Consider the following 11,958-nt stretch of genomic DNA (forward strand, 5'->3'; position numbering starts at 1 on the left):
AGTCTTTATAGCTCGGGCACCGCGAAAGGGTCCGCCTGAACCGTGTCGCGTATGGCAAGCGGGGTGTCTTGCGCCTTGGACAGGCTCCAGTTGATCTGGCTGGTATAGCCTGTGGCGCGCAAGGACAACACGATCTGCTGGCTGGGACGCGGTTTCAGGCGGCCTTTCTCCAGATAGACCGACGGGGCAAGCGCCAGATGAAGCCCATCAGCCCGAAAAACCCATATCTCGCCAGATCTCAGAAGCACCGACACAGCCGTTGCATTCATATCAAGCGAGGGCTCCGCCTCGGGGTGCAAATGGAATCGCAGCGCAAACGGCACGCCTGCCCCACCTGTGCGGGCCATCACCTCATCAAAGCGCGCCATGCTGCGCTTTGATGTCGCTATCAGACTGTCTTCGCCGATCAAGACACAGCCATCGCTGGACAGGTCCAGATAGCGCAGATGTTCCAACCCGTGGCTGGGCAGATAGCCATCATGGCTCAGTCGTACCGCGCGCGAATAGGGGGCATGTCGAAACTCTACGCCCACATGGCGCGGCCCATCGGCCAGTTCCAGCCGGGCCTGATGCTGCGTGGCAAAGCGCGACGAGGAATACCCCTCAAATGCAAGGGTCGAATGTGACGCCGTTGCGCGGCTGGCCCGGTGCCATTCGGCACCAAATTCGGAACCATCCCCAAAGGACACGATCAGCGGCCGCCGATTCGAGGTCAACTCGAATGCAAGGGTCGAGGCATGCGCGCGCGCGGGCGCCGCTTTTAAAGGTGGGGCAGCCGCGTCCACAATGACACTGCTGCGCCCCCCCGATAACCGCACAAAGCCCATCGCCATATCTGCGTTAGACATGGTTTGCGCGGGATTGATCGCATCTCGCAACACCAAGGCTGCGGTCAGCGCGCCGTCCCGACCGCGCCCGCCCCCATGAAACCGCGCAAGTGCGCCATCGGCATGGCGAACCACCCGCAAGGCCCCGGCCATGCGGTCCAGCAACTCCACAGCTTGCGCGCTAATCTGATGGCCGTGATCTGCCATGGCCTGAATCGCCCATGCCAGCAGTTCAAAGGCCTGTAGCAACTCTTCAGGGTTGCGGGTCGCGATGCCGCCATCCTCGGTGATCTGCGCCCGCGCCGCAGCAAGAACCGCGTCATGTGACGCAGCGATCCGGTCTGACATCCCTTCCAGCGAAAGCGTGGCGTAAAGCAGGCCGACCTGAGCCTCTATGCGCGGTAACCCTGATGCAGCCTTGCCCGCGCGGCGTTCAAGATAAGCCGCATGAAGCGCAAGCGCATGCAGAAACTGGCGCTGATCATGCTCCTCCATGCCCTGCATCAGGAAAATTGCATGGGCGATCCAGCGAATGATCCGGCGCCCGACCAGACCGGGGGCCCAGCCCGGCCCCTTGCCTTTCCCGAACCGTGCGATCCAGTCCCGCAGCCCCGCCTGCGCAAGCGCGCGGGCCTCTCTGTCACCAACAGCGGCCAGATGATCAAGCCAGCCAAAACCATGCATGGCCTCGGTCGCGGCGGCGGTTCGGCCAGCAAAGGGGACAGCGCCCTGCGCCTCGATCAATTCGCCCGCGACCAGAAAATTTCCCGCAAGCATCTGCTTGCCGCGCGCATATTGCCCCACCATGCGCGGTTCGGGCTGAGAAACCAGCACTGACATCTGCACACGCCCTGCCAGCCAGCGCAGCAACAGGCGATCAAGCAGCCGGATCTGGGATGTGCCCGTCGCGCTTTGGTCAGTCACAATCTCAACGCCTTTTCCAAACGGCTCTGGTCACAGAATATCGTTGGTGATCCCGCTTTTGCTGTACAAATATCTACCCCTTCCGGCAAGCCTGACGCGCGATCTTTTCAACAGGTAGTTGCGTTACGGTTCATGCTGCAACACTGCGATGAAAAATCCATCCAGCCCACCCAGATCGGCCCAATAATCCGGCCTTGTGCGCAAGCTTCCATCGGGCAAAAGCCAGTCATCCGGCACGCCCGGCAGAACGGGTGGCACAATACTGAAGGTGTGACGCGCCAGCGCGGCCTTGATCTGGTCAGAACCTTCAGAGGGCAACAGCGAACAGGTGCAAAACACCACCCGACCACCGGGGCGCAGCAGCCCTTGTGCCGGGTCAAGAACCCTGTCCAGCAAGGCCGCCTGCAAATTTTGCAGCGCCTTCACATCATCCTTGGTGCGGATCAGCGGCAATTCCGGGTGCCGCCGCAACGTGCCAGTTGCCGAACAGGGCGCATCCAGCAAGATGGCATCAAACGGTGCCTCTGGTCGCCACTCCAACGCATCTGCGACAATGGTTTCGGCCTGCAAACCTGTCCGCGTCAGGTTTTCACGCAGCCGCACCATGCGCGCCGCCGAAATATCCAGCGCTGTAACCTCTGCCCCCTGTGCTGCCAGTTGCATGGTCTTGCCACCCGGTGCGGCGCACAGGTCCAGAACACGCATGCCCGTCACATCGCCGAGCAGCCGCGCAGGCAGGGCCGCAGCGGCGTCCTGCACCCACCATTGACCTGCGTCATATCCGGGCAATTTCGAAATCTGGCCGGGGCCTCGCAGGCGCAAGCTGCCTGTGGGCAACATATCGCCTTCCAACCCTTCGGGACATGCATCGCGCAAGGTCAGGTCCACGGGCGCGGGCGTCAGATGCGCGGCCTCGATTGCGGCGGTCCCCTTGGCACCATATGCATTTTGCAAAGCGCCACGTAACCAGCCCGGCAAGCGCGGCACCGGGGCAGAAGCCCAGTCAAACCCGTCACTCAACTTTCGCAACACGGCATTCACCAACCCGTCCAGCCGTGGCTGACCAGCGCGGCGCGTCAATTCAACCGCATCATTGATCACGCCATGCGCAGGCGCAGCCAGGACATGCATTTCGATCACAGCCATGCGCAGCACCCAAGCGACAGGCTCTGGCGGGGCCTTGCGCAGGGCGCGGCGCAGATGATGGTCGGCGCGGCCCATATGACGAAAAGTCTCGGTCGCAAGCCTTTGGGCGCGCGCGCGCCCTTCTGGTGGTAAATCTGCAAAGCTATCTGGCGGGCGGATGATGACCTCGCTCAGGCTACGGCGCCCATCCAGAACACCTGCAATCAGGTCCATTGCAGCGGCGCGCGGCCCAAGTGAAAGTGTATCAGCCATGTGCAGTGTTTCTTGTCCTTTGAACCCTGCGCGGTATATCAGGGCAAAGGCCTGTTGCAAGGAAAACACCCATGACTGACGACACCGCAACACCAGATGACCGTCCGTCCCCTTCCGAAGCGGAGCGTCGGGCCACCCTGCCCCCGGCAGCCCGCCGCGCACTGGAAGAAGCCGACGCGCGCCGCGACGCCCAGCAATCCGAGCAGCGCCCGACCGAGTTGGGCGGGCGCAAGGGGCCGGAACCTGTGCGCTATGGCGACTGGGAGAAGAAAGGCATCGCGATAGATTTCTGATCACTGCGCGCCAGAAGTTTTGGGATTATGCCGACATGGCCCCCCTGTGATCGACCGGCAGGACTGCACCAAACCGCATCTTCTGACCACGACAGTTGGGTTGGGGTGGCGCACGCCCCAAGACTCCCATATTCCTTCAGCGTTGATCAAGGCAATTTTCGCTTTACAGCCTTACCCCGATACATTCTGCGGCCGCCATCCAGAGCGAGGTTAGCGCCCTCGCCACCCGGCGTTCGCCACCTGACGAAAGGTTCCGGCACCACATGCGATGCCTTTCCGAGAGGCGGCTTTCGGGACGAATCGGACATAGCAAGACCGGGTGCAAAGCCTCGCAGCGCTGGGCCGCGGTGCGGCGATCCAAGGTTTACTCTGTAGCGCTTTATGCTGGCCAAATCCGCGCAAGATCAGATCGTTGCGCTGGTGGCGGCCAAATCGCCGTGCCGAGGGGGCGGCCCTTTGAGTCGCGGCGGCCTTCGGCCTTGATTCCGCGCCGGTCAAAGGCTGCAACACCCTCCAAGCAGTCATAGCTATCTTCTGTCAGGCGGCGAACACTAGTCAGCCAGAGGCACGACAATACCTTTCTCGCGCGCCAGCGTCCGCATACGCCCTTGCAACTTCTCGAAGGCACGTACTTCAATCTGGCGAATGCGCTCGCGGCTGACATCATAGCGTTGTGACAAATCCTCCAGCGTCACGGGGTCTTCGCTCAACCTGCGCTGCGTCAGGACATCGCGTTCACGCTCGTTCAGCACGTCCATCGCCTCCATCAGCAATTCGCGGCGCAACTCCAATTCGTCGCGTTCAGCATATTGTGTGGCCTGATCTGCATCCTCATCTTCAAGCCAGTCCTGCCAGCTTGAGGCACCATCCTCGCTGCCGATGGTTGCGTTCAGTGACGAATCGCCCCCCGACAGGCGGCGGTTCATCGCGACAACCTCATCCTCGGTCACATTCAGATCACGCGCGATCTGGGCCACATTTTCAGGACGCAGATCGCCCTCTTCCAGCGCACCAAGCTTGGATTTGGCCTTGCGAAGATTAAAGAACAGCTTCTTCTGAGCACTGGTCGTACCCAGCTTGACCAACGACCAGGACCGCAACACATATTCCTGAATGGATGCTCTGATCCACCACATCGCATAGGTTGCCAGTCGAAAGCCCTTGTCCGGATCGAAGCGCTTGACCGCTTGCATCAGCCCGACATTTGCTTCGGAAATCACTTCTGCCTGCGGCAGGCCGTAACCGCGATAGCCCATCGCGATCTTGGCGGCCAAGCGCAAATGGCTGGTCACCAGCTTATGCGCGGCGTCTGTGTCCTGGTGGTCGACCCAGCGCTTGGCCAACATGAACTCCTCCTCCGGCTCCAACATGGGGAAACGACGGATCTCCTGCATATAGCGGTTCAGCCCCTGTTCCGGGCTTGGGGCGGGAAGATTGGTATAACTGCTCATCAAGCCATCCTTCAAAACTGTGCCAGCCGGACCCGAAAAGACGTATCATATCCGCTTAACACAACAAAGTTTATATAGAGTATACGCATTCACACAGGTTTCCGACGCAGGCATCACTCCGATGTGTTCTCCTGTGAGGGGCGCAGCGCGGAGAGAAGCGCCTCCATATCGGCGGGCAGCGGTGCCGAAAAGTCAAGATTCTCGCCACTGACAGGGTGCACGAAGCCCAATGTCGCAGCATGCAGCGCCTGTCGGGAAAAGCCGGCACAGGCCGCCACACCCGCCGACCCAAGCGCCCGATCTGACAATTTGCGCCGCCCCCCATAGACCGGATCGCCAACCAGCCCGTGACCTGCATAGGACAGGTGCACGCGGATCTGATGCGTGCGCCCCGTCTCCAGCCAGCATTCCATCAATGCAAGCGCGGGCGGGCTGCCGAAACTCTCCAGCACCCGCGCGCGCGTCACGGCATGGCGACCATTTGACCAGACGACGGCCTGTTTCTGACGGTCATTCTTGCTGCGGGCCAACTGGCTGGTCACTTTCAGAATATTGCCTGCCTCGAAACTCACCCCGCGCAAGCCCCTCAGGCGCGGGTCGGCCGCATCGGGTACCCCATGCACCAAGGCAAGATAGCGCCGGATGACGCTGTGACGTTCGAATTGCGCGGCCAGCCCCTGATGCGCCCGGTCCGTTTTCGCAACCACCAGCAAGCCCGATGTTTCCTTGTCGATCCGGTGCACAATTCCGGGCCGCTTCTCGCCACCAATCCCCGACAGGCTGTCACCGCAATGATGCAGCAGCGCATTCACAAGGGTCTGATCCGGGCTTCCGGGCGCAGGATGCACGACCATACCCGCAGGCTTGTTCAACACGATCAGCTCGTCATCTTCCCAGACAATATCCAGCGCAATCTTCTGCGCGCGCGTCTCGACCTCGACAGGCTGGCTGAAGCGCAATGTCAGAACATCACCCTCGGCAACTTTCAGGCGCACATTGTCCAGCACCTCGGCCCCGCGCGTGACCGCCCCCTCCTCGATCAGCTTGACCACGCGTGAACGTGACAGGCCCTGCCCCTCTGGCACATCGCGCGCCAAGGCTTTATCAAGCCGTGCAGGGGGCTGCGGCCCAATCCTGACCTCGATCTCTGTGAAAGGCTCTTCGGCCATGACCCTGCCCCCTGATATGCCCCCGCCCCCGGACCAGCCCCCGCCCGATGTGCGGCTTATAAAATGGCTGGTTGTGGTGCTGACAAGCGTTATGATCCTCGGCGTCATAATCATCATCGGGCTGCTTGTCACCCGCCTTGGCATGGCGCCCGCACCGCTTGCGCTGCCGGACAGCATCACCCTGCCCACGGACAGCCGCGCGCAGGCCATCACCCTTGCACCTGACTGGGTTCTTGTCCTGACCCAAGATCAGACAGTCCTGCTTTTCGACCGCGCCACCGGGGAGTTGCGCCACCAGATCACATTGCCAGCACAGTAACACCGTCCGCCTGTCATTTTCTTGCTCTAAATACTCAAATCCTGCGCTCGGACAAAGGCGCAACAGGTGATTGCCAGCGCTGCGCTGCCAAGCTACCCTCGCCCAACGCTTTCAGGGAGGAGTTACCATGCGCCGCACCATCACCCGCACCATCGGAGAGGCAGAGGTCAGCATCATCACCGACGGGGCCGTGACATTCACACCCGATCTGTTTCCGGGAACGCAGCCCGAAACCATCGCGGAATTGCTCAGTGACGCAGGCGCGGCCGAGATCGAGACGAATTTCAACGCTGTGCTTATTCGCCATTCGGGTCGCGTCATTCTGGCCGATGCGGGGCCGCGTGATCTGTTCGGGCCAAGCTGCGGCTTTCTGGCCGAGGGGCTGGCCGAACTGAGCGTGGCGCCCGATCAGGTGGATACGCTGGTGGCAACCCATCTGCACCCCGACCATGTCGCGGGCATGATCACCCCCGATGGCGCTGCGGTTTTTTCCAATGCCACTTTGTATGTCACCGATGCCGACCGCGCGTTCTGGTCGGATGACACCAATTTCAACGGCGCGCTGTCCGGGGTGGCCGATTGGGCGAAACTGGCGCAATCAGTTCTGGCCGCCTATGGCGACCGGCTGGAAACCCTGAACGATGGCCACGAAGCTGTGGCTGGCCTGTCCGGCATGGCCTTGCCGGGCCATACGCCGGGGCATTTTGGCTGGCGGCTGGACAGCGGCGGGGAAAGCCTTTTGCATGTGGGCGACATTGTTCATGCGCCTGCATTGCAAGTCGCAAATCCGGAGATTGCGATCAGCTTTGACATCGACATGGATCAGGCGCGCGACACGCGCAAACGCTTGCTGGACCAGCTGGCCAGTGACGGGACGCTGTTTACGGGGGGCCATTTCCTGCAACCCGCGTTCAACCGTGTGCAGCGCGCCGCAGGGGGCTACAGGCTGGAACCGGGCCGGGGCTAATCGGGCTTTATGTCCCGCAATAGGTGACGATGGCATCCGCATCCTTGGGGGCTGGCTGGGCGTAGTCTTCCATGCCCGCCACCGCCTCATAGGGGTTTTGCACGCGTTCCAGCAGGGTATGGAACGGCGCCATATCACCGTGGGCGCTGGCGGCTTCCAGCGCGGCTTCGACAAGGTGATTGCGCGGAATATACAGCGGATTGCGCGTCTCCAGCAGGTCCGCCATTGCTTGCGGATCGTCCAGTGCGGCCCTGTAGCGCGCAAGCCATCCCTCCAGCCCGTCGGCAGACCGGAACAATGCGGCGAGCGGGTCGGGGTTTCCGCGCAGCGCATCAGGAAGCGCCCGGAAAAAGCTTGTGAAGTCAACCTCTTGCCTCTGCCACAGGGCATGCAGGTCTTCGATCAACGCTGCATCGGGCTGGTTCAGTCCCAGCTTATGGGCAAAGACATTCAACCAATCCTGCCGATAGTCGGCTTGTGCCTGCTCGATAACCTCGGTGGCGCGCGCGATGGCGCGTTCTTCACGCGGGTCGATCAGCGGCAGCAACGCTTCTGCCAGTCGCGCAAGGTTCCACACCATGATTGCGGGTTGATTGCTATAGGCATAACGCCCCATCTGGTCGATCGAACTGAACACAGTGGCGGGGTCATACCTGTCCATGAAGGCGCAGGGGCCATAATCTATGGTTTCGCCCGAAATGGTCGTGTTATCCGTATTCATGACACCATGAATAAAGCCAAGCCCCATCCATTGCGCGACCAGACGTGCCTGACGTTTGCACACACGCTCCAGAAATTTCAGGGCGGCATCCTCGACCCCGGTAAGGTCTGGCTCGTGCCGGGCTATCGCATATTCCAGCAACAGCGAGAGTTTCTCAATCTCGCCGCGTGCCGCGAAGAACTGAAAGGTCCCCACCCGTATATGGCTGGAGGCAACGCGCGCAAGGACCGCGCCCGGCTCCATCCCGAACTGGCGCAACACCCGATCACCCGTTGTGCAGGCTGCAAGGCTGCGTGTCGTCGGGACACCAAGTGCGGCCATTGCCTCGGACACAAGGTATTCGCGCAGAACCGGGCCAAGCACCGCGCGCCCGTCGCCCCCGCGCGCAAAGGGCGTGCGGCCAGACCCTTTCAGATGAATATCCCAGCGTGCGCCTTGCGGGTCGAGCACCTCGCCCAGCAGGATTGCGCGCCCGTCACCAAGCTGTGGGGTAAACCCGCCGAACTGATGGCCTGCATAAGCCTGCGCCAGCGGGTGCGCAGAATCGGGAAGGGCATGGCCTGACAACATACCCACACCCTCAGCGCTGCGCAGTGTCGCGGGATCAAGCCCAAGCGCCTGCGCAAGCGTATCATTCAGCACTATCACTTGCGGATCAGGCCATTGCGTCCCCTGCCACGACACATAGAGCCCAGTCAATTCCTGAGCATAGCTGTTTTCAAAACTGATCGAGAGGGACATTTTGCACTCCGGCACTTCCCAGCGTGGGAGTGATAACATGATTTGCGCGGCTTGCCAGCCTATCCGTCAACCTGAGGCAGAAGGTCGCCATAGCCTTCAGCCTCCATCTCTTCCAACGGAATAAACCGCAATGCTGCGGAATTGATGCAATAGCGCAATCCTCCCCTGTCAGCAGGCCCATCCGGGAACACATGGCCCAGATGGCTGTCCCCATACGCAGAGCGGACCTCTGTGCGCGTCATGCCAAGGCTGTGATCGGGCAATTCCACGACATGGTTCGTGACCAGCGGTTTGGTAAAGCTGGGCCAGCCACAACCGGATTCGTATTTGTCGGACGAGGCAAAAAGCGGCTCGCCCGATACGATATCGACGTAGATACCGGCGCGTTTGTTGGTATTGTACTCTCCCGACCAGGGGCGTTCCGTGCCATTTTCCTGCGTGACGTAATGCTGTTCCGGGGTCAGTGATTCGATAATCTCGGGGCGGCGTTCGTAGCGCGACATGGGGGCCTCGTGGTGTTGGGTGCTGATTTGGGATGTAGCCAGCGTAAAGGTGAAGGCAACCCCGATGGCTTCGCTCTGGATTTCCGGGCGGGGCTGGTGCATAAGGGCCAAAACTCGCCGCACCCGTACAACAAGAGGATGCCCATGAAATTTCTGCTGCGCCTGCTGACATGGTGGAACTTTTCCACTTTGAACACAGCTTTCTTCACCTGGCGTCATGGCATCAAGGTGGGAGAGGATACTCAGGGCAATATCTTCTACCGCTCAAAGGACGGTGCGAAACGTTGGGTCATCTACAATGGCGAATCCGAGGCAAGCCGGGTTTCACCGGACTGGCATGGCTGGCTTCACCATACATGGGACGAACCGCCAACCGACCGCCCGTTGACCCATAAGGCATGGGAGAAGCCGCATCAGGAAAACCTGACCGGCTCTGCGATGGCTTATGCGCCGCAAGGTTCGATCCGGCGTGCAGAACCTGCACCGCGCAAGGATTACGAGGCCTGGACGCCAGAATGAATTTTGGGCAGGCAATAGGGCTGCTGTTGCGGTTGATCCGCATGGTGCAGCGCAACCAGCGACGCGGCAGGCGCAGATAGCCATGCGCGCGGTCCTTTTGGCATTTGGGTTGGGTCTTGGTCTTGGGGGTGGCGTTGTCGCGCAAGACCTTGAACCGCCAACCCCCTCGGACAGAATTGCCACCGGCGATGGTGCCGTTTTACGCGGGCTGGACAGGGTGGCTGGGACCAGCCTAGATATCACGCTGGACGCTGGCGGCAGTGCAAGCATCGGCCATCTTGTGGTCATGCTGGAAGAATGCCGCTACCCCGTCGAAAACCCGGCGGGAGAGGCCTATGCCTGGATTGATGTCTTTGACAGCCGTGCGGATGACATCATTTTCTCTGGCTGGATGATTGCATCCAGCCCTGCCCTGAATGCGCTTGACCACCGGCGTTATGATATCTGGGTGTTAAGCTGCACCACTTCGTGACTATCCGGCAGTGGAAAGCGGTGGAAATCGGCATCTGCGCGCAAAGCATGTGCCAGCCGGGCGCGATAGGCCACACGCGAAATCTCGACCCCGCCCAGACTGGCCAGATGTTCTGTCAGATATTGCGTATCGAAAAGCGTGAAACCACAGTGGCGAAGATGCGCGACCAGATAGGCCAGCGCGATTTTTGACGCATCCTTGCGGCGTGAAAACATGCTCTCTCCGCAAAATGCCCCGGCCAGAGCCAGCCCGTAAACACCGCCAACCAGTTCCGGGCCATCCCAAACCTCGATAGAATGGGCATGACCTTGTTGGTGCAGGGCTGTGAAAAGCTGCGCAATTTCGGCATTGATCCATGTCGTCTCGCGGTCGGCACAGCCGCGCAGGACATCTTCAAACGCCTGATCCAGCGTTAACCTGAAAGGCACGGCCCGGATTTTGCGGCGCAGACTGCGCGACAATCGAAACCCGTCCAGCGGCAGAACCCCACGCGCGACCGGGTCGAACCAATGCAGCCGCGGATCATCGCGGCTTTCGGCCATTGGGAACACCCCCATCCGATAGGCTTGCAACAGCATCTCAGGGGTCAGCTCCAAACGCATGGCGCGCGCTCCGGGAATCACAATTCGTCGGCTTTGACCTCTCGGGCCATATGATCCAACACCGCGTTTACAAAATTGGTTTCCCGCCCTTCGGCTGAAAAGGCTTTGGCAAGATCGACATATTGCGAAATGACAACGCGCGGCGGGGTCTGCTCGCCCAACAATTCGGCCCCTGCGGCACGGAACAGGGCGCGCAGCGTCGGGTCGATCCGACTGATCGGCCATTTTGCCACCAAGGCACGGTCAGTCATCTGGTCAATCGCCGCCTGACGGTCCACGGCCACCTCAATCAGGCGGCGGAACAGGGGCAGATCAGCTTCGGCCCAAGTCTCGGTTTCCGTTTCGGCCCCGATCCGATGCGCTTCAAACTGGCGCGTAATCTCGCCAATCGCCACATCAGATGCTTCCATCTGAAACAGGGCCTGAACCACATAGAAACGCGCGGCCGCCTTGCGGGCGCGCCGTTCTTCCTGCGTCAGGCGACGCTTTGGGCTGGTGTCGCTCATGCCACCGGCCCCTTGGTATCGCCTGCGATCTGGAATTCCTCACGCTCTGGCAAAAACCCGACAGAGCGCCGGGCGCTGCCCCAGCGCCGCCCCAGTGCGATCAGATGCAAGGCAGCCGCCGCCGCCCCGCCGCCCTTGTTCTGACCTGCAACTTCGGCCCGCACTTCGGCCTGCGTGCGGTTTTCCACTGTCAGAATACCATTTCCAATGCACGCGCCCTGCAAGCCCAGAAGCGTGATCGCGCGCGAGCTGTCGTTGCAGACCGTGTCGTAATGCGTTGTCTCACCTCGTATCACGCAGCCAAGGGCCACGAAGCCGTCAAAATTCGACATACGGTGCGCCTGCCCGATTGCTGTGGGCACTTCCAGCGCGCCGGGCACCTCGATCACTTCAAAACTGCCGCCGACCTTTTCAATCTCGGCGCTGGCCCCGGCAACGAGTTGGTCAGCGATATCCTTGTAATAAGGGGCTACGACGATCAGCAGCTTGGGCGCCTTGTCGAATTCAGGCAGGGGCAGCGTGTAATGTGTTTCATGTCCGGCCATG

General features: G+C 60.9%; 14 protein-coding genes. 5 read left to right on the forward strand and 9 right to left on the reverse strand.

Annotation, left to right across the window (positions count from 1 at the left end):
* Positions 1–5: 5 nt before the first annotated feature.
* The gene (locus EV660_RS16360) at positions 6–1,751 is read right to left on the reverse strand and encodes a heparinase II/III family protein (protein ID WP_232727366.1); all 1,746 of its coding nucleotides are present in this window, start codon (positions 1,749–1,751) and stop codon (positions 6–8) included.
* 123 nt (positions 1,752–1,874) lie between these two features.
* Positions 1,875–3,149 carry an RsmB/NOP family class I SAM-dependent RNA methyltransferase gene (locus EV660_RS16365; RefSeq protein WP_071479377.1) on the reverse strand — a complete coding sequence of 425 codons (1,275 nt, stop codon included), beginning with the start codon at positions 3,147–3,149 and terminating at the stop codon, positions 1,875–1,877.
* A 71-nt stretch (positions 3,150–3,220) separates the two neighbouring features.
* Between EV660_RS16365 and EV660_RS16370 the strand changes: the two genes are divergently transcribed.
* The gene (locus EV660_RS16370; RefSeq protein WP_071479179.1) at positions 3,221–3,442 is read left to right on the forward strand and encodes a DUF1674 domain-containing protein; all 222 of its coding nucleotides are present in this window, start codon (positions 3,221–3,223) and stop codon (positions 3,440–3,442) included.
* 551 nt (positions 3,443–3,993) lie between these two features.
* On the opposite strand, the gene rpoH is transcribed toward EV660_RS16370, so the two are convergent.
* Both rpoH and EV660_RS16380 read right to left on the reverse strand, forming a co-directional pair.
* Positions 3,994–4,893 carry an RNA polymerase sigma factor RpoH gene (gene rpoH / locus EV660_RS16375; protein WP_071479178.1) on the reverse strand — a complete coding sequence of 300 codons (900 nt, stop codon included), beginning with the start codon at positions 4,891–4,893 and terminating at the stop codon, positions 3,994–3,996.
* 113 nt (positions 4,894–5,006) lie between these two features.
* Complete coding sequence (locus EV660_RS16380) at positions 5,007–6,062, reverse strand: RluA family pseudouridine synthase (protein ID WP_071479177.1); 1,056 nt, start codon at positions 6,060–6,062, stop codon at positions 5,007–5,009.
* Between EV660_RS16380 and EV660_RS16385 the strand changes: the two genes are divergently transcribed.
* Positions 6,061–6,381 (forward strand): DUF6476 family protein, encoded by a 321-nt coding sequence (locus tag EV660_RS16385; protein WP_084634597.1) that lies wholly within the window; start codon positions 6,061–6,063, stop codon positions 6,379–6,381. The genes EV660_RS16380 and EV660_RS16385 overlap by 2 nt on opposite strands.
* A gap of 127 nt (positions 6,382–6,508) precedes the next feature.
* Positions 6,509–7,348 (forward strand): MBL fold metallo-hydrolase, encoded by an 840-nt coding sequence (locus tag EV660_RS16390; protein WP_071479176.1) that lies wholly within the window; start codon positions 6,509–6,511, stop codon positions 7,346–7,348.
* Positions 7,349–7,355: 7 nt separating this feature from the next.
* Here EV660_RS16390 and EV660_RS16395 read toward each other — a convergent pair whose 3' ends face one another.
* Positions 7,356–8,810: a protein adenylyltransferase SelO gene (locus EV660_RS16395; protein WP_071479175.1), complete on the reverse strand. Its 1,455-nt coding sequence runs from the start codon at positions 8,808–8,810 to the stop codon at positions 7,356–7,358.
* 59 nt (positions 8,811–8,869) lie between these two features.
* Positions 8,870–9,313, reverse strand: a complete 444-nt coding sequence (gene msrB / locus EV660_RS16400) for a peptide-methionine (R)-S-oxide reductase MsrB (RefSeq protein ID WP_071479375.1) — start codon at positions 9,311–9,313, stop codon at positions 8,870–8,872.
* A gap of 144 nt (positions 9,314–9,457) precedes the next feature.
* Here msrB and EV660_RS16405 point away from each other — a divergent pair, with 144 nt between their 5' ends.
* Together EV660_RS16405 and EV660_RS16410 are read left to right on the forward strand one after the other, a co-directional pair.
* On the forward strand, positions 9,458–9,832 hold the full coding sequence (locus EV660_RS16405) for an NADH:ubiquinone oxidoreductase subunit NDUFA12 (RefSeq protein WP_084634596.1): 375 nt from the start codon (positions 9,458–9,460) through the stop codon (positions 9,830–9,832).
* Positions 9,833–9,914: 82 nt separating this feature from the next.
* Positions 9,915–10,304: a DUF2155 domain-containing protein gene (locus EV660_RS16410; protein ID WP_071479173.1), complete on the forward strand. Its 390-nt coding sequence runs from the start codon at positions 9,915–9,917 to the stop codon at positions 10,302–10,304.
* On the opposite strand, the gene aat is transcribed toward EV660_RS16410, so the two are convergent.
* The 3 genes from aat to EV660_RS16425 are packed head-to-tail and all read right to left on the reverse strand — an operon-like array spanning position 10,268 to position 11,957.
* Positions 10,268–10,906, reverse strand: coding sequence for a leucyl/phenylalanyl-tRNA--protein transferase (gene aat / locus EV660_RS16415; RefSeq protein ID WP_184409767.1), 639 nt, complete (start codon positions 10,904–10,906; stop codon positions 10,268–10,270). The genes EV660_RS16410 and aat overlap by 37 nt on opposite strands.
* Positions 10,907–10,923: 17 nt before the next feature.
* Positions 10,924–11,412, reverse strand: coding sequence for a transcription antitermination factor NusB (nusB, locus tag EV660_RS16420; protein ID WP_071479172.1), 489 nt, complete (start codon positions 11,410–11,412; stop codon positions 10,924–10,926).
* Entirely contained in the window at positions 11,409–11,957 is a 549-nt protein-coding gene (locus EV660_RS16425; protein WP_071479171.1) for a 6,7-dimethyl-8-ribityllumazine synthase, read from the reverse strand. Before EV660_RS16425 ends, nusB begins: the two co-directional genes overlap by 4 nt.
* Position 11,958 lies beyond the last annotated feature (1 nt).

Origin of the sequence: Roseinatronobacter bogoriensis DSM 18756 (assembly GCF_004366635.1) — a bacterium.
GTDB classification, from domain to species: Bacteria; Pseudomonadota; Alphaproteobacteria; order Rhodobacterales; family Rhodobacteraceae; genus Roseinatronobacter; species Roseinatronobacter bogoriensis.